The sequence below is a fragment of the Rhizobium sp. FKL33 genome (assembly GCF_005222915.1).
Lineage (GTDB): Bacteria > Pseudomonadota > Alphaproteobacteria > Rhizobiales > Rhizobiaceae > Rhizobium_E.
On the sequence record NZ_STFX01000031.1, the window covers coordinates 327,066 to 345,227 of the forward strand.

Below are 18,162 nucleotides of genomic sequence, written 5' to 3' on the forward strand. Positions count from 1 at the left end.
GACAAGCCCGGCCGGCCTGATTATGGCGCAATGTCAATGACCTCCGCCCTTGACGCCATCGGCGTGGCGGGCAAGGCCTGACAACGCCAACACGATGGCGAGCAGCAGCGGCGCACCGATATAGATCGCCTGATAGCCGGTATGCTCCACCACGAAGCCGAACAGGGTGGGGGCAAACAGGGTGCCGGAATAGCCCATGGCGGTGACAACGGAGAGGCCGACGCCCTTGGCCATGCCGGGCAGATTGCCGGCGGCCGAAAAGGCGATCGGCACGAGATTGGCGACGCCGAGACCCGCCAATGCGAAGCCGAAGACGGCGACATAGGGATGCGGCGCAAAAGCGCCGATCCACATGCCGGCAAAGGCGATGGCGCCGGAGATCCGCATCGTCTTGACTGCGCCCAGGCGATCGCGCACGGCGTCTCCGCCAAATCGCACGATCATCATCGTGGCGTGGAAGGAACCTGCGGCCAGCGAGGCCACGGTCAGCGTCGCGCCGAGTTCGCGGCTGAGATAGAGCGCGCTCCAGTCGATCACGATGCCTTCCTGCAGCATGGAGAACAGCGCCATGAAGCCGAGTAGCCAGGGCAGGGGGCTGGAGAAAATGCTCGGCCGTGGGCCGGCCTCATGATGTTCTTCCGCGTGCGGCCCGTCGGGCATCAGCCAGGCGAAAGCGAGGGCGACGACGCCGGCGTTGAAGACGGTGATGATCACGGCGTGCCAGACCGGGCCGAACTGGTCGATCAGCGCGCCGCCGGTCGCCGAACCGATCAGGCCGCCGAGGCTCCAATAAGCGTGGCAGGACGACATGATCGCCCGGCGCATGCGCTTTTCCACCTCCACCGCATTGGCGTTCATCGCCACGTCCATCGCGCCCGCAAAGCCGCCGAGCATGAACACGACCACGGCGGCTGATGCGAAGTTCGGCGCGAAGGTCAACAGCATCATCAGCGGCAGGAACAGGATGGAAAAGGCCATCGCCACCTTGCTGGAGCCGTACCGGGCGATCTGCGCGCCGGCCAGCGGCATGATGGTGACCGAGCCGACGCCGAAGAACAACAGGAGATAACCCATCCATTGCGGCGACAGCGACAGCGTTTCGGCGATCACCGGCAGTTTCGGAGACCAGGCGCCGATGTAGAGGCCGTTCGCCAGGAACAGCAGCGAGACGGCGATGCGCTCCTTGGGATAGGAGCCGGTCAAGGGCGGGGCGGCGGAACGGACGGGCGTGGTCATGAATACTCCTCCTGGCGCGGCCGGGCCGCGAAGCAAACGTCGTTTGAAGGTTCTGTCAGAGGCGCGCGTCTCACGGTGACGACGCCTTCACGAAACGGGCGCCCGAACCGGCAAGACCCGCGCAAACCGTGTCATCGGCGTCATGTTCCACCACGACGGTGAAACGGTCCGACAGGCCGAGCACGGGAAAGGGAGCCGGGCAGCCCAGCTTTTCATTGGTTACGGCGGCAATGACGCTGCGGCTGGCTCTGGCCATGGCGCGCTTGAACTCGGCCTCCTCGAGGAAGGAGGCGGTGACGCCGGTCTCGATGTCGAGGCCGCAGCTTCCGAGAATACAGATGTCGGTGCGATAGGAGCCGGCTTCGGTAATGGCCTTGGCGCCGAGGATCGCCCCGGATTTATGATCCATGCTTCCGCCGATCAGCGCCACGTCTATGTCGCGGCGGTCCATCAGGGCCGCGGCGATCACCGGCGCATTGGTGATCACCGTCAGCCCGGCGTCCAAGGGGAGATCGCGGGCGATGGCGAGATTGGAGCTTCCGGCGTCGATGAACAGGCTGGATCCCGGCTCGATCAGCTGCGCCGCGCGGCGCGCCAGCGCCTGCTTGCGATCGACGGCGACATCGATGCGACGGCTGAGAGGCTGCGGCGCGTCCATCGGCAAAGCCCCGCCATAGACGCGGCGGCAGACGCCCTGCGCGGCCATTTCCCTGAGGTCGCGCCGGATCGTATCTTCCGACGTCTCGAAGAGCGCAGCGAGATCGGCGGCAAGAACCCGGCCGTCTTCCGTCAGTTTGCGCAGGATTGCGGCTTGCCTCTCATGGGGTAGATAATCAGTCATGGTCACGCCTGTCGAATTCGGCATGAACATGCACAATCAGGCGCGGCGCGTCAATGGCGTGATTTTGCTTCTTGTGAAGCTTCAGACGCTCGCGGCGGCGCTGTCTTCGGGTCGGACCATCGTCTCGAACGCTGTGCGCTCGGCAGGGCGGCCGAACAGGTAGCCCTGTCCCTCGGCACAGCCCCAGCCGCTCAGAAGCTCCAGATCGCTTGCCTTTTCAATGCCTTCCGCTGTGCAGCGCAGATTGAAATTCCGCGACAGGCCGATAATCGCGCTGATGATGGCGATGCTGTCATTGCTGTCGGCCATGGATTGCACGAAGGTCTGGTCGATCTTGATCTTGTCGAATTGGCAGACGCGAAGATGATTGAGCGTCGAAGCGCCCGTGCCGAAATCGTCAAGCGCGACGGACACGCCCGCGGCGCGCAGCGCCTCGATATTGGTCTTTGCGGTCATCAAGTCGGTGATCAGCGCATTTTCGGTGATCTCCACCTCGAGCCGGGCGGCCGGGAAATCATGGGCGGCGAGAATGGCGAGCAGCTTCTGGGCCAGATCCTTGTCGCGCAATTGCACCGGCGAGAGATTGACCGACAGCATGACATGCGCCGGCCAGAAGCGGGCGAGCGTCACCGACTGGGCAAGGATCGTCTCGCAGACCTGCTGCACCTGCCCGGTCTGTTCGGCGACGGGAATGAAATCGGCGGGATTGATCATGCCGCGGGTCTGGTGCCGCCAGCGCGCCAGCGCCTCATAGCCGATCACGTCGCGGGTCGAGAGATCGACGATCGGCTGGAAATAGGGGACAATGTCGCCGTTCTGCAGCGCCAGCCGCAATTCGGCCTCCATCCAGCTGCGAGCCTGCACGGCGCTTTCCAGTGCGCTTTCATAGACGGCGATCTGGCGGCGTCCGCGCCGTTTGGCCTCGTAGAGAGCGATGTCGGCCCGGCGCAGGGCTTCGCCCACGGTGTCGACCGCATCGCCGATCATGGCGACGCCGACCGATGCGCCGACGCGCAGGGACAGGCCCTTGTAATCGAAGGACGCCTGAACGGCGGCGATCACATAGCGGGCGTAATTCAGCGCATCCTGATCGTCGGCGAGCGGCGGGGTGATGGCGGCGAATTCGTCGCCGCCGAAACGGGCGACGAGCCCGCCCGGAAAATGGCCTTCGATCCGGCTCGCGAAATCGATCAGCACCTTGTCGCCCGCCGCATGGCCGTGGGCGTCGTTGACCGGCTTGAAGTGATCGAGGTCGATGAGGAAGACCGCCCGCTTTTCCGTGGCGGGGCGTTCGAACATGGCGCGTTCGGCGAAGCTTTCGAAATTGCGGCGATTGGCGAGGCCGGTCAGCTGGTCGTGCATGGCGAGCCGGCGCGAATGCAGCTCCGCCTCCTGCTGGCGACGCAGCGCGGCCCGCAGACGCTGGTATTGAACGACGGCGAAGGCGGTCAGGCCCAGGCTCGCAATCAGGCCGAACATCAGGATCGCGTCGAAAGTCTCATGTCCGTCCGCGGCCTCGATCTTTGGCCCGAAGGATTTGGTCAGCGGCGCAGAGACCGGGGCGGACTGCGCCGGATGTGAAGAGGAGAACAACGTTGCGAGGTCGTGATGCCATCCCCATGTCATTGCGATCACGAACAACAGGAGGGTGACGCCGGCGATCAGGAGGTTTTCGGCCCTCTGTCGGCGTCGGGTTGCGAGGTCTTGAAGCGGCTCGTGTTCCACGGCTCGGCCCTTGCGGTCGTTGTCTGACGCCGAGAAAGCTAGGGGAAAAGCCTTAACCCGGTTTAAATCGACTCAAATTTTACGGAATTATCCGAATCTTCTTCAGATTCGACGTAAAGAAAGCGTTTATGCGCGCCGATATCAACCGGAAAAGACAGGGCGCGAACGCCCTGTCCTGATTGTGTCGTTCATCAACTGAAAACGATCAGCAGATCCTTGGCGTCGATCTGGTCGCCGGCGCGGACCAGCACTTCGGCGATCACGCCATCTTTCTCGGCATGCAGCGCGGTTTCCATCTTCATTGCTTCGATGGAGAGCAGCACGTCGCCGGCCTTGACCTGTTGGCCCTGCGCCACCGCCACCGTCGAGACGACGCCCGGCATCGGCGCGCCGAGTTGGGCGGCGTTGCCGGCCTCGGCCTTGCGGCGGATCGCGCCATTGGCCGCGCCCTGGGCGCGGTTCGGCACCTTGATGCGGCGCGGCTGGCCGTTCAATTCGAAGAACACGGTCACCATGCCCTTCTGATTGGTTTCGCCGATCGCCTGGTTGAGGATCACCAGCGTCTTGCCCTGTTCGATGTCGGCGAACAGTTCCTCGCCCGGCGGCAGGCCGTAGAAGTAATTGGGCGTCGGCAGCACCGACACCGGACCATACTGATCCTGCGCGAGGGCGAAATCGGTGAACACCTTCGGATACATCAGGTAGGAGGCGAATTCAAAGTCGCTGATCTTGCGTTCGAGCTTGGCTTCGATCTCGGCGCGCTCCTTGTCGAGATCGGCGTCCGCCAGCAGCGAGCCGGGACGGGCGGTGTAGGGCTTCTCGCCTTTCAGCGCCTTCTTCTGCAAGGCTTCCGGCCAGCCGCCCGGGGGCTGGCCGAGATCGCCCTTCAGCATGGAAACGACCGATTCCGGGAAGGAGATCTCCTTGGCCGGATCGACCACGTCTTCGACGGCGAGATCTTGGCTCACCATCATCAGCGCCATGTCGCCGACCACCTTGGAGGACGGCGTCACCTTGACGATATCGCCGAACATCTGGTTGGCGTCGGCATAGGCCTGGGCGACCTTGTGCCACTTGGTCTCGAGACCGAGCGAGCGGGCCTGCTCCTTGAGATTGGTGAACTGGCCGCCCGGCATTTCATGCAGATAGACTTCGGACGCCGGTCCCTTGAGGTCGCTTTCGAAGGCGGCGTATTGGGTCCGCACCGCTTCCCAGTAGAAGGAGATGCGGCGGATCCAGGCGGGGTCGAGGCCGGGATCGCGCTCGGTGCCCGACAGCGCCTCGACGATCGAGCCCAGGCAGGGCTGCGAGGTGTTGCCGGAGAAAGCGTCCATGGCGGCGTCCACCGCATCGACGCCCGCTTCCACGGCCGCCAGCACGGTCGCGGCCGAGATGCCCGACGTGTCATGGGTGTGGAAGTGGATCGGCAGAGACGTCGCCTGCTTGAGTTCGCGGAACAGCACGCGGGCCGCAGCCGGCTTCAAGAGGCCGGCCATGTCCTTGACGGCGATGATATGCGCGCCCGCCTTTTCCAGCTGCTTGGCGAGATCGACGTAATATTTCAGATCATATTTCGGACGGGCGGAGTTGAGGATGTCGCCGGTGTAGCAGATCACCGCCTCGCACAGCTTGTTCTCCTCGATCACCGCATCCATGGAGACGCGCATGTTCTCGACCCAGTTCAGGCAGTCGAACACCCGGAAGAGGTCGATGCCGCCCTTGGCCGCATGCCGGACGAAATACTTCACGACATTGTCGGGATAGTTCTTGTAGCCGACGCCGTTCGCCCCGCGCAGCAGCATCTGCAACAGGAAGTTCGGCGCATTCTGGCGGATCAGCGACAGGCGTTCCCAGGGATCTTCGGTCAGGAAGCGCATGGCGACGTCGAAGGTCGCCCCGCCCCAGCACTCCAGCGAGAACAGGTTCGGCAGCGCCTTGGAATAGGTGCCGGCGATGGCCGCGATGTCATAGGTGCGCATGCGCGTCGCCAGCAGCGACTGATGGCCATCGCGCATCGTCGTGTCGGTCATCAGCACGCGCTTCTGGGCGACCATCCAGTCGGCGAATTTCTTCGGGCCGAGATCGTCGAGAAGCTGTTTGGTGCCGGGCTGCTGCGGCAGGTCGCAGAACGGGATCACAGGCGCTGCCGCGTCCTTCGGAGGCTTGGCGCGGCCCTTGACCTCGGGATGACCGTTGACGGTCACGTCGGCGATATAGGTGAGCAACTTGGTGGCGCGGTCCTGGCGTTTGACCTGCTGGAACAGTTCCGGCGTCGTGTCGATGAAGCGCGTCGTATAGCTGTTGTTCTGGAAGGCCGGATGGCTGATGATCGCTTCCAGGAAGGTCAGGTTGGTCGCAACGCCGCGGATGCGGAATTCGCGCAGCGCGCGATGCATGCGTTGGATCGCCTCGGTCGGCGTCGGCGCCCAGGCGGTCACCTTTTCGAGCAGCGGATCGTAATAGCGGGTGATGAAGGCGCCGGAATAGGCGGTGCCGCCGTCGAGACGAATGCCGAAACCGGTCGCGCCGCGATAGGCGGTGATGCGGCCGTAATCCGGAATGAAATTCTGCTCCGGATCCTCGGTGGTGATGCGGCACTGCAGGGCGTGGCCGTTGAGGTGGATGTCTTCCTGGGCCGGGACGCCGGATTCGGGCGTTCCGATCGCAAAGCCGTCGAGAATGTGAATCTGCGCCTTGACGATGTCGATGCCGGTCACCTGTTCGGTGACGGTGTGCTCGACCTGGATGCGCGGATTGACTTCGATGAAGTAGAATTTGCCGGTGTCGGAGTCCATCAGATATTCAACGGTGCCGGCGCCGATATAGTTGGTGGCTTCGGCGATGCGCAGCGAATAACCGGCGAGCTCCTGGCGCTGGGCGTCGGAGAGATAGGGCGCGGGGGCGCGCTCGACGACCTTCTGGTTGCGGCGCTGGATGGAGCAGTCGCGCTCGAACAGATGCACGACATTGCCATGCGTGTCGCCGAGCACCTGGCTTTCGACATGGCGGGCGCGTTCGACCAGCTTTTCGAGATACACCTCGTCCTTGCCGAAGGCGGCCTTGGCCTCGCGCTTGGCTTCGGTCACTTCCTTCAAAAGATCCTTGGGATCGCGGATGGCGCGCATGCCGCGGCCGCCGCCGCCCCAGGAGGCCTTGAGCATCACGGGATAGCCGATCTCGTCGGCGAGACGCTTGATCTCTTCGGGATCATCCGGCAGCGGCTCGGTCGCGGGCACCACCGGCACGCCGATGGAAATGGCGAGATTGCGGGCCGCGACCTTGTTGCCCAGCTGGCGCATGGTCTCGGGCTTGGGGCCGATAAAGGTGATGCCGGCCTCGGCGCAGGCTTCGGCGAATTCCGGGCTTTCCGACAGGAGGCCGTAGCCGGGATGAATGGCGTCCGCGCCAGACAGTTTGGCGACGCGGATGACTTCGTCGATCGACAGATAGCTCTCGATGGGTCCGAGATCCCGCTCGAGATGCGGGCCCCGGCCGACCTGATAGGATTCGTCGGCCTTGAAGCGGTGCAGCGCCAGCTTGTCTTCTTCCGCCCATATGGCGACTGTTTTCAGTCCCAGTTCATTGGCGGCGCGGAAGATGCGGATCGCGATCTCGGACCGGTTGGCGACGAGAATTTTCTTGATAGACAAGGCCGAAGTCCCTCCTGACACGGATGTGTAACACGCCCATGATATCTCCGCCGCGCCGGTCGACCTGTTCAATCAGCGCCGCCGGTTTCCCCCACCGGCGAAGATTTTTTTGTGCGGAACGGCAGAAAAATATTGCGCGCGCGAACAGACGCTAGCGCGTCGCACACAGAAATTCAATTTGATTGTTTCATTCGTCAGAAACAATTTAAATCGATTCAGGTGATCAAACCCTGCCTGAACGCCAGGGCGACCGCATGGTTGCGGTTGCGCGCCTTGAGCTTGGCCTGCAGGCTTGCGACATACCAGTCGACCGTGTTGGAGGAGACGTTGAGAATGGCGCCGATCTCCGGCGAGGTCCTGCCCTCGGCGAGATTGTTGAGCGCCTGGATCTCGCGATGCGTCATGGTGATTTCCGCTGTCGGCTGCACGGCCAGGGCGGGCGCCTCGCCCATGAATTCGAGATAGCGGATATAGGCGTTGCGGAAGGCGGTCTCGAGCAGCGCGACTTCGGCCGGCGACAGTTCGATATCTTCAGGTCCGCCGATCGTGGTGGCGCCGATCAGGCCGGCGCGCGAAAAGACCGGGAAGATGTATCCCGACGTGAGGCCATGCGCCTTGCCGTCCGCCATCATCGCCTTCATCCGGCGGTAATGCGGATTGTCCCGATAGGCCTCCACTGCCTGGCGCCAGGAGAAACTGCGATTGGCGCGCAGCAGGAAACGGATCGTCGGGTCCATGACGATGTACTTCTTCGCCACGTAACGTTTGACCCAATCCGCCGGCCAATTTGCGGCTACAATGAGTTCTGCGGCGTTTTCAATCGGCTTCGGCTGATGAAAGACGCAGTAATACTTGAACCCGTATACGTTCAGAATCCGTTCTATTTCCGTCGACAGCAGCTCCGAAGATGGAACTTCGGATATCGTCACCAGAAAATGCATGATCTCTGTGAATCGCAAGTCTTGCTCCGTGCGGATTCGTTCTGCTTTAAAGATTTCTAATAGGCAATCGAATCGACAAAACCATATTTTTCATTCGGGAGAAACTGCTACTTCTCGCACTATCGCCTCTCCGTATTTTTCGCATTCGACGGCTTTTGCCAGTTCGACAAACGGAAAGCCGCCGACGGCGGGCGTCGACGGCTCTTTTAGGACAGTATGGTCAGGCCGCTATCAGCCCATGCGCTCGGAGGCGTAGGAGCCCGGGCTCGCCGGGAAGACGATCGTCTTGTTGCCGTTCAGGAAGGTGCGGTGATGGATATGCGCATGGATGGCGCGCGCCAGAACCTGGCTTTCCACGTCGCGGCCGATCGAGACATAGTCGGAGGCCGACTGCGCATGGGTGATGCGGGCGACGTCCTGCTCGATGATCGGACCTTCGTCGAGGTCGGCGGTCACGTAGTGAGCGGTCGCGCCGATCAGCTTCACGCCGCGCTCGAAAGCCTGCTTATAGGGGTTGGCGCCCTTGAAGCTCGGCAGGAAGGAGTGATGGATGTTGATGATCCGGCCAGACATCTTCTTGCAGATGTCGTCGGAGAGCACCTGCATGTAGCGGGCGAGCACGATGAGTTCGGCGCCGGACTGTTCGACGATCTCCATCAGGCGGGCTTCGGCCTGCGGCTTGTTGGCCTTGGTGACGTTGACGTGATGGAAGGGGATGTCGTGATTGACGACGACCTTCTGGTAATCGAAATGGTTGGAGACCACGCCGACGATGTCGATCGGCAGCGCGCCGATCTTCCAGCGATAGAGCAGGTCGTTGAGGCAGTGGCCGAAGCGCGACACCATCAACAGCACCTTCATCTTGGCGTCGCCGTCATGGAATTCGGAAACCATGGCGAACTTCTTCTTCACCGGCTCGAAGCCTTCGGCGATCTCCTCTATCGCCACGCCTTCCTGGCTGGTGAAGGTCAGCCGCATGAAGAACATGCCGGTGTCGAGGTCGTCGAACTGCGAGGAGTCGACGATGTAGCAACCCTTGTCGGCCAGGAAGCCGGTGATGGCCGCGACGATGCCTCTGGTCGAAACACAGGATACGGTCAGGACATAGTTCTTCATGTGAGGCCTTTCGAACGCCTGTTTGATAAAATTCCACCCGGCGGACCGGCGAGGCCCGCCTTAACTTTCCCTGGCGCCCGTGACAAGGCCGCCCCCGGTCCGGACGCCCGCCGCCGGATCTTTGGCGAGAGCGTCGGTTCGGGGGGCAGCATAGGGCATTTCCTGTGTCGCTATTTGCTGTTTGCGACAGCTCTTTGATGCCGCCCGTCAAATATCGAGCGTCGTCGACCTTTCCCATTCGGTGAACTGGGAGCAGTAGCTGTTCCATTCCTGATGCTTCAGCTTGAGATAGGCCGAGGAGAAGGCGTCGCCCATGGCGGCTTTGAGGCCTTCGTCGCGGTCATATTCGCGCAGCGCATCCAGAAGGTTGAGGGGCAGGCGCGGCGCGTCGGTGATCTTATGGCCGTCCCTGTACATGTCGATGTCGTGATGCGGGCCGGGATCGGCGTCGCTCGCCAGCCCGCTCAGGCCGGCGGCGATGATGATCGCCTGCAGGAGATAGGGGTTGACGGCTCCGTCGGGCAGGCGGAGTTCGAAGCGGCCGGGGCCGGGCACGCGCACCATATGGGTACGGTTGTTGCCGGTCCAGGTCACCGTGTTGGGCGCCCAGGTCGCGCCCGATATGGTGCGCGGCGCGTTGATGCGCTTGTAGGAATTGACGGTCGGATTGGTGATCGCGGCGAGCGCCGAAGCGTGCTTCATGATCCCGCCGAGGAAGGTCTTGCCCTTTTGCGACAGGCCGAAAGGCATGGCCTTGTCGGCGAAGGCGTTGACCTTGCCGTCGAGATCCCAGACCGAAATGTGGCAATGGCAGCCGTTTCCGGTCAGCCCCTTGAACGGCTTGGGCATGAAGGTGGCGCGAAGGCCGTGCTTTTCGGCCACCGACTTGACCATAAACTTGAAGAAGGAATGCTTGTCGGCGGTAGCAAGCGCGTCGTCATACTCCCAGTTCATCTCGAACTGGCCGTTGGCGTCTTCATGGTCGTTCTGATAGGGCTTCCAGCCGAGTTCCAGCATGTAATCGCAGATCTCTGCGATCACGTCGTAGCGGCGGAGCAGCGCCTGCTGGTCGTAGCAGGGCTTTTCGGCGGTGTCGGCAGGGTCCGAAATGGTCGAACCGTCGGGCGTGATCAGGAAGAATTCGGCCTCGACGCCGGTCTTGACGCGCAGGCCTTTCTCGGCGGCTTCGGCGATGCGCTTCTTCAGCACCACGCGCGGCGCCTGTTCGACCAGTTCGTCCTCCATGATGCAATCGGCGGCCACCCAGGCGACGTCCTTCTTCCAGGGCAGCTGGATGACCGAGGACGGATCCGGCTTGGCGAAGAGGTCGGGATGGGCGGGCGTCATGTCGAGCCAGGTGGCGAAGCCGGCAAAGCCTGCGCCTTCCTCCTGCATGCCCCTGATCGCGGCGGTGGGGACCAGCTTGGCGCGCTGGGCGCCGAACAGGTCGGTATAGCTGACCATGAAATATTTGACGCCGCGCTCCTTGGCCCAGCTTTCAAGATCCAGTGTCATTTCAGTTCCCCTTGATGCGGGGCTCTACGGCCCCTGAAACATGTGGATGTCGCGAGGTCCGGACGCGCCTGCGGCGTTCTCTCCGGTCTCGCTCTCAGTCGACGGGCTCGCAGCGGATCTCGGTGCGAACCGAATTGGCGATGAAGCACTCCTCATGTGCGAGATGATGAAGGTCGTCGATCACAGACTTTTCCGGCGCATTGCCCTCCCAAGCGATGCGGGGCCGGAGCGTCACCCGGCTGACCCAGAAACGTCCCGAGGCGTTCTTTTCCATGACGCCTTCGGCGTGATCCTCATAACGATTGACCACCAGTCCCCGCTTTGCCGCGAGGTAGAGGAAGGTCATCATATGGCAGGACGAGAGGCTGGCGACGAAGGCCTCCTCCGGATCGACCCCTGCCGGGTCGGAAAAACGGGGCACGACATGCGGCGATGACGATGCCCTGAGAACCACACCGCCGTCGAACGCCCAGGAATGCCCGCGGCTGAAGCGGCTGTCCGAAAACACCTCGCTCTCCGCGCGCTCCCAGAGGATCGTGGCGGTGTAGCTCGCCATGTCAGAAGCCTCCCTTGCCCGGGTACCAGCTGGTGCCGGCAAGCGGCACCTGAGCCATGGCGGCGGCTTCCATCGTCAGCGCGCAGAGATCTTCCGGCTCGAGATTGTGCAGCTTGTTCTTGCCGCAGGCCCGGGCGATGGTCTGAGCCTCGAGCGTCATCACCTTGAGATAGTTGGCGAGACGGCGGCCGGCGGCGACAGGGTCGAGACGGGCGGCGAGCTCCGGATCCTGCGTGGTGATGCCGGCCGGGTCCTTGCCTTCATGCCAGTCGTCATAGGCGCCGGCGGTGGTGCCGAGCTTCTGATATTCTTCTTCCCATTTCGGGTCGTTGTCGCCGATGGCGACCAGCGCCGCCGTGCCGATGGCGACGGCGTCGGCGCCCAGCGCCAGGGCTTTCGCGACATCTGCGCCCGAGCGGATGCCGCCCGAAATCACCAGCTGCACCTTGCGATGCATGCCGAGATCCTGTAGCGCCTGGACGGCCGGACGGATGCAGGCGAGCGTCGGCATGCCGACATTCTCGATGAACACGTCTTGGGTGGCGGCGGTGCCGCCCTGCATGCCGTCGAGCACCACGACGTCGGCCCCGGCCTTCACCGCAAGCGCCGTGTCGTAATAAGGACGGGCACCGCCGACCTTCACATAGATCGGCTTTTCCCAATCGGTGATTTCGCGTAGTTCGAGGATCTTGATTTCGAGATCGTCGGGGCCGGTCCAGTCCGGATGGCGGCAGGCCGAGCGCTGGTCGATGCCTTTAGGCAGGTTGCGCATATTGGCGACGCGGTCGGAGATCTTCTGTCCGAGCAGCATGCCGCCGCCGCCGGGCTTGGCGCCCTGGCCGACCACGACTTCGATGGCGTCGGCGCGGCGCAGATCTTTCGGATTCATGCCGTAGCGCGACGGCAGATATTGATAGACGAGCTTCTCGGAATGGCCGCGTTCCTCATCGGTCATGCCGCCGTCGCCCGTCGTCGTCGAGGTGCCGGCGAGCGTCGCGCCGCGGCCGAGCGCTTCCTTGGCGTTGCCGGACAGCGCGCCGAAGCTCATGCCGGCGATGGTGATCGGCGTCTTGAGGTGGATCGGCTTCTTGGCAAAGCGGGTGCCGAGCACCACGGACGTGTCGCATTTCTCGCGATAGCCTTCGAGCGGATAGCGCGAGATCGAGGCGCCGAGAAACAGGAGGTCGTCGAAATGCGGAACCTTGCGCTTGGTGCCGGCGCCGCGGATGTCATAAATGCCGGTCGCTGCGGCGCGACGGATTTCGGCGAGTGTATAGTCGTCGAAGGTCGCGGATTTGCGGGGCGGGGTATAGGGATTGTGATAGGACATGATTTCCCCTTGCCTCAGTAAGCGTCGGCATTGTCGATGTTGAAATTGTAGAGCTTGCGCGCCGAGCCGTAGCGCTTGAACTCTTCGGGCTTGACCCCGGTCACGCCGCCCTTTTCGAGAAGCTCGGCGAGCTTTTCGAGATGTTCGGGCCGCATCTCCTTTTCGATGCAGTCGGCGCCGAGGCTTTTGACCGAGCCGCGCACGAACAGCTTGGCCTCGTAGAGCGAATCGCCGAGCGCTTCGCCCGCGTCGCCGCAGACCACGAGATGGCCAGACTGGCCCATGAAGGCCGACATATGGCCGATCGAGCCGTGCACGACGATGTCGATGCCCTTCATGGAAATGCCGCAGCGCGAGGCGGCGTTGCCCTTGATGACGAGCAGGCCGCCGCGACCGGTGGCGCCGGCATACTGGCTGGCGTCGCCTTCGATGACGACCGAGCCGCTCATCATGTTTTCGGCGACGCCGGGGCCTGCGGAGCCGTGCACGGTGACGGTCCCGCCGTCATTCATACCGGCGCAGTAATAGCCGACGGAGCCCTTGATCTCGACGGTGACGGGGCTGTCGATGCCGACGGCGACGGCGTGATGGCCGCGCGGATTGATGACTTCGAAACTGGTGTCGTTGGCGCCGGCGGCGAGGCCGTGCAGCGCTTTGTTGAGATCGCGCAGCGGCGTTTGCGACAGATCGAATACTGGCATGGATTTCTAACTTTCCTGTCTTGAAACGCGGACGGGCTCAGGCCGCCTTGTCGTGGTCCCAGAAATAGACGGTGGCCGGCTCCGGCTCCCAGACGCGGGCGTTCTCGATGCCCGGCAGGTTCACGAGCGCGCGGTATTCCGAGCCGAAGGCGACATATTGGTCGGTCTCGGCCATCACGGCGGGCTTGCAGGCGATGGGATCGCGCACCACGCCGAAGCCGGATTTGGTGCCGACCACGAAGGTGAAGAAGCCGTCGAGATCGTCGAGCGCGCCGGTCAGGGCTTCGCCGAGATCCTTGCCCTTGGCCATTTCGGCGGTGAGATAGGCGGCGGCGACTTCGGAATCGTTCTGAGTTTCGAAGCGCATGCCTTCGCGGATCAGTTCGCGGCGGAGATTGTTGTGGTTCGACAGCGAGCCGTTATGCACCAGGCACTGGTCCGGCCCGGTCGAAAAGGGATGGGCGCCGAGCGTGGTGACGGCGCTTTCGGTGGCCATGCGGGTATGGCCGATGCCATGCGTACCCTTCATGGCGCGGACGCCGAAACGGGCCACGACATCCTTGGGCAGGCCGACTTCCTTGTAGATCTCGACGCTTTCGCCCGAGCCCATCAGCCTGATGTCCGGACGGATCTCGGCAAGGATCTCGCGCATGCGCGGCAGGTCCGCCTGCGCGACCTCGATCACTGCATGCGTGCTCTTGCGCTCGACGGCGGCGTTGACGCCCGCCTTGGCGAGATCGGCGTCGAGGCCGGCGAAATCCGTCTCGGGCGAGGCCGATTGCACGGTGATTTTCGCCTTGCCGCTTTCCGCGCCGCCATAGATCGCGATGCCGGCGGAATCAGGTCCGCGATCGGTCATCGTGATCAGCATGTCCGAAAGCAGCGCGCCGAGTTCCGGCTCCAGGCTTTTGTCTTTGATGAAGAGGCCAACAATGCCGCACATGGGTTCATTCTCCAGTTCCTACGACTGGACGAATATCACCCACATGAAATTAGTTCAACTGTTATGAAAGAAAATTTAGCGGCGTCCGCGCGCTTTTTCCGGATAGGAAATGATCGAGAGATAGCGCGCCGGCAGTTTCACCAGCACTTCGGGTCCATGCGGCGCATCGGCGTCGAAATACAGGCTGTCGCCGGGGGTCATCGGATAGAGCTTGTCGCCATGGCGGTAATGGACCTCTCCCTCCAGCATATAGAGGAACTCCAGTCCCTCATGCTGAAACGTCGGGAAGACGTCCGAATCGGTGGTGAGCGTGATCAGATAGGGTTCGACCACCACGCCCGACGTGTTGTTGCCGATATGGCCGAGCAGATTGTATTGGTGGCCGGCGCGGGTGCCGCGGCGTTCGAGTTCCACGCCTTCGCCGGCTTTCACGAACATCGCGTTGCGGCTTTCCTCGAAACGCCGGAAAAAGGCGGTGACCGGCACGCCCAGCGCCTGGGCCAGCGCCTGCAGCGTGGTCAGCGACGGCGACGTGTTGCCGTTTTCGATCTTCGACAGCATGCCCAGCGAAATGCCGGTGGCGCTGGCGAGATCCGAGCCGGTGATGCCGAGCTTCTTGCGCAGCGTCCGCACTTCATGGCCGATGGCCCGCTCCAGATTGTTTTCTCTCGCCTCTTCGCGCACGGCGTGGGGGTTCTGAAACGGCAGGCCGTCATGGCCGGCTTTGATCGTCGACATCAGTTGTTCTTTCCGATTTTCCTCAAGGTGAAATTCGTAGCAGAAAATTCTCGCCACAGGAAAGAGGGTTTCGCTATTTTCGCAACTCGCTCGGGCTTTCGCCATAAAGCCTGCGAAAGGCGCGCGAAAATTGCGAGGCGCCGGAAAAGCCGCAGGCCAGCGCGATCTCGGCGATCTTCATCGGGCTCTGTCGTAGGAGGGACCGGCCATGCTCGAGCCGGATGCGCAGATATTCCTGTTGCGAGCTGGCGTTGAGATGGGCGGCGAACAGTCGGTCGAGATGGCGTTCGGAGACGCCGGCGAGCGCCGCGAGCTCCGCCCGGCTTGCCGGCTCCTCCACCGAATGCTCCATGCGTTCGAGCACGGCGATCAGGCCGGCATGGCGAATGCCGTAGCGCGCGGCCACCGACGAGCGTTGCGGACTGGTGGGCGGATCGACATGCCGATGCAAGAACCAGTCGCTCACGGCGCGAGCGAAATCGGGTCCATGCCGATCCTCGATCAGCGCATGCATGAGATCGAGGGGCGCGATGCCGCCGCCGCAGGTGATGCGGTCACGGTCGATCACGAAACGCACTCTTTCGGGCACGAGATCGGGCCAGCGCTCGGTCAGCGCCGCGGCGTGCTCCCAATGCACGGTGAAGCGGCGTCCCGACAGCAGGCCTGCAGCCGCCAGCAGAAATGGGCCGCCCGAAATGCCGCCCAGCGCCAGCCCCGCCCGCGCCATGCGTCTCAGAAAGGCGGTCAACGTCGTATTGGCGAGATAGCGGGCCGGATCGCCGCCGGCCACCACGAGCAGAAGATCGAGTTCGCCCGCATCGCGCGGCGGCGGTTCGACCGGGGCGAGCACGCCAATGGAGGCTTCCGCCATCTCGGTCTCGGCGCCGAAAAAGCGCAGATCGAAAAGCGGTTTGCCGGCCAACAGGTTTGCGGCGCGCAGCGGTTCGACCGCAGAGGCGAAGGACATCAGCGCATAGCCGGGAAGCAGCAGGAAGCCGATCCGGAAAAGTTCGTCGCTGGCGTCCCGTCGCGCCGTCACGTGAACCTCGCCGACAGGGCCTCCAGATCGGCCGCGAGCTTGGTGAAATTCTCCCTCAGCCGGGCTTCGAGCGATACGGCCACTTCGGGATATTCCTCCAGCATGCGGTGAAACAGCGCCCGGGAGATGCGGATCACCTCGCTCGCTTCGGCGGCGACGGCGGAGAACTGCCGTTCCACTTCGGCCACCATAGCGATTTCGGTCAGCATGGAGCCGGGACCGGCTTCGCCCGTTTTGTGCTCGCCGCGCGAGGGCGAATAGCGAACGAGGTCGATGCGGCCCATGGTCACCACATAGGCGCCGTCGGCCGCCTCGCCCTGACGAAACAGGATGCGGCCGGGCTCGATGCGGCGACGCTCGGCGCCGAAGGCCAGGAGCCGCAAATGGTCTTCACTCAGATCCCGGAAGATCGTCAGCCGCTGGAAGAGGGCAATATCGTCCTTGAGCGCCAAAGCCTGTCCTGCCTTACGGAATGATCTTGTAGCCGCCATTCTCGGTCACGAGAATTTCGGCGTTGGACGGATCGCGTTCGATCTTCTGGCGCAGGCGGTAGACATGCGTCTCCAGCGTATGCGTGGTGACGCCGGAATTGTAGCCCCAGACCTCCTCCAGCAATTCGTCGCGGCTCACAGATTTCTGGCCTGCGCGGAAGAGATAGCGGATGATCGCCGCTTCCTTTTCGGTCAGCCTGATCTTCTTGCCGTCCTGATCGGTCAGCAGTTTTTGCGCCGGCTTGAACAGATAGGGGCCGACATTGAAGGTCGCGTCCTCGCTCTGCTCATACTGGCGCAACTGGGCGCGGATGCGCGCAAGCAACACGGCGAAGCGGAAGGGCTTGGTGACATAGTCGTTGGCGCCGGCTTCGAGGCCGAGAATCGTGTCAGCGTCGGTGTCGTGCCCCGTCAGCATGATGATCGGGCTCTTGAAGCCGTTCTTGCGCAACAGTTTCACCGCTTCGCGGCCATCCATGTCGGGCAGGCCGACATCCATGATCAGCAGGTCGATCTGTTCGGAGCGGGCGGTGTGGATGCCCTTGGCGGCTGTGGCTTCCTCGACGACGCGGAATTCCTCGTAGAGCGCCAATTGTTCGACGAGCGCTTCGCGCAGATCCTGGTCGTCATCCACGAGAAGAAGGTTGCGGGCGTTCATGGCGTCGTTCTCTCATTTGCAACGAGTCAATCGATTGGTATGTCAGAATACGCAGCAAGGGCAAGGCCGGGGCGATTCCGCCTTCTCCTAGCTTCGGAAAAAACATCACCTGCAACACAAATCTCTGTGAAAAACGCGCCTGGAGCCGATAATGCCGCCAAAACCGCTCGCTGAAATCATCGTGCGTCTCGCGCCCGGCGATCCCAGTCGCGCCATTCTTCAGGCGGGTCATCTCACCTTTCGCGCCGCGCTCGGCCGTTCCGGCCGGTCGAGCCGCAAGCGCGAAGGCGATGGCGCAACCCCGATCGCGGCGATGAGGATCCTTTACGGCTTCTACCGCCGCGACCATGGCGCCCCGCCGCAATCCCGGCTGAAGCTGATTCCTATCCGGCAATGGATGCTGTGGTGCGACGCGCCCGGCGACGCCAATTACAACCGGCCAGTTCGGGCGCCCTTTCGGAAGAGCCACGAAAAGATGACGCGGAGCGATGGGCTCTACGACATCTGCCTCGTTCTCGACTGGAATGTCGCGATGAGGAAGCAGGGGGCGGGCTCGGCGATCTTCTTCCATCTCGCCCGCCCCGGCTACACGCCCACGGAAGGCTGCGTGGCGATCGCCAGACGCGACATGGAGCGTCTGCTGCCGCTGATCGGGCCGCAGACGGTGCTGCGCGCGCTCTGA

Annotated in this window: 16 protein-coding genes; 1 reads left to right on the forward strand and 15 read right to left on the reverse strand. The window is 63.0% G+C overall.

What is annotated here, in order from left to right; genetic code table 11:
• Positions 1–33: 33 nt before the first annotated feature.
• The 15 genes from E8Q41_RS19730 to E8Q41_RS19800 all read right to left on the reverse strand — a co-directional run bounded on the left by E8Q41_RS19730 (position 34) and on the right by E8Q41_RS19800 (position 17,480).
• On the reverse strand, positions 34–1,236 hold the full coding sequence (locus E8Q41_RS19730) for an MFS transporter (RefSeq protein ID WP_137157262.1): 1,203 nt from the start codon (positions 1,234–1,236) through the stop codon (positions 34–36).
• Between the two features lie 70 nt (positions 1,237–1,306).
• Entirely contained in the window at positions 1,307–2,077 is a 771-nt protein-coding gene (locus tag E8Q41_RS19735) for a DeoR/GlpR family DNA-binding transcription regulator (protein WP_137157263.1), read from the reverse strand.
• An 81-nt stretch (positions 2,078–2,158) separates the two neighbouring features.
• Positions 2,159–3,802, reverse strand: a complete 1,644-nt coding sequence (locus E8Q41_RS19740) for an EAL domain-containing protein (protein WP_137157264.1) — start codon at positions 3,800–3,802, stop codon at positions 2,159–2,161.
• Positions 3,803–3,993: 191 nt separating this feature from the next.
• Positions 3,994–7,452 (reverse strand): pyruvate carboxylase, encoded by a 3,459-nt coding sequence (pyc, locus tag E8Q41_RS19745; RefSeq protein ID WP_137157265.1) that lies wholly within the window; start codon positions 7,450–7,452, stop codon positions 3,994–3,996.
• A 215-nt stretch (positions 7,453–7,667) separates the two neighbouring features.
• The gene (locus E8Q41_RS19750) at positions 7,668–8,411 is read right to left on the reverse strand and encodes a LuxR family transcriptional regulator (protein ID WP_137157266.1); all 744 of its coding nucleotides are present in this window, start codon (positions 8,409–8,411) and stop codon (positions 7,668–7,670) included.
• 213 nt (positions 8,412–8,624) lie between these two features.
• Entirely contained in the window at positions 8,625–9,509 is an 885-nt protein-coding gene (gene purU, locus E8Q41_RS19755) for a formyltetrahydrofolate deformylase (RefSeq protein WP_137157267.1), read from the reverse strand.
• A gap of 207 nt (positions 9,510–9,716) precedes the next feature.
• Entirely contained in the window at positions 9,717–11,024 is a 1,308-nt protein-coding gene (gene glnT, locus E8Q41_RS19760) for a type III glutamate--ammonia ligase (protein WP_137157268.1), read from the reverse strand.
• A 94-nt stretch (positions 11,025–11,118) separates the two neighbouring features.
• Positions 11,119–11,580 (reverse strand): OsmC family protein, encoded by a 462-nt coding sequence (locus E8Q41_RS19765; protein WP_137157269.1) that lies wholly within the window; start codon positions 11,578–11,580, stop codon positions 11,119–11,121.
• Position 11,581: 1 nt separating this feature from the next.
• The gene (locus E8Q41_RS19770; protein ID WP_137157270.1) at positions 11,582–12,910 is read right to left on the reverse strand and encodes an FMN-binding glutamate synthase family protein; all 1,329 of its coding nucleotides are present in this window, start codon (positions 12,908–12,910) and stop codon (positions 11,582–11,584) included.
• 14 nt (positions 12,911–12,924) lie between these two features.
• The gene (locus E8Q41_RS19775) at positions 12,925–13,611 is read right to left on the reverse strand and encodes a GXGXG domain-containing protein (RefSeq protein ID WP_137157271.1); all 687 of its coding nucleotides are present in this window, start codon (positions 13,609–13,611) and stop codon (positions 12,925–12,927) included.
• Positions 13,612–13,648: 37 nt separating this feature from the next.
• On the reverse strand, positions 13,649–14,554 hold the full coding sequence (locus tag E8Q41_RS19780; RefSeq protein ID WP_137157272.1) for a glutamine amidotransferase family protein: 906 nt from the start codon (positions 14,552–14,554) through the stop codon (positions 13,649–13,651).
• 75 nt (positions 14,555–14,629) lie between these two features.
• Positions 14,630–15,292 carry an XRE family transcriptional regulator gene (locus E8Q41_RS19785; RefSeq protein WP_137157273.1) on the reverse strand — a complete coding sequence of 221 codons (663 nt, stop codon included), beginning with the start codon at positions 15,290–15,292 and terminating at the stop codon, positions 14,630–14,632.
• Between the two features lie 73 nt (positions 15,293–15,365).
• A complete protein-coding gene (locus tag E8Q41_RS19790; protein ID WP_137157343.1) occupies positions 15,366–16,259 on the reverse strand; it encodes a GlxA family transcriptional regulator in 894 nt (297 codons plus the stop codon).
• 68 nt (positions 16,260–16,327) lie between these two features.
• Positions 16,328–16,783, reverse strand: a complete 456-nt coding sequence (locus E8Q41_RS19795; protein WP_137157274.1) for a cyclic nucleotide-binding domain-containing protein — start codon at positions 16,781–16,783, stop codon at positions 16,328–16,330.
• Between the two features lie 13 nt (positions 16,784–16,796).
• Positions 16,797–17,480: a response regulator transcription factor gene (locus E8Q41_RS19800; RefSeq protein ID WP_137157275.1), complete on the reverse strand. Its 684-nt coding sequence runs from the start codon at positions 17,478–17,480 to the stop codon at positions 16,797–16,799.
• Positions 17,481–17,631: 151 nt separating this feature from the next.
• On the opposite strand from E8Q41_RS19800, the gene E8Q41_RS19805 reads away from it, so the two are divergent.
• Positions 17,632–18,162, forward strand: a complete 531-nt coding sequence (locus E8Q41_RS19805) for a L,D-transpeptidase family protein (RefSeq protein WP_137157276.1) — start codon at positions 17,632–17,634, stop codon at positions 18,160–18,162.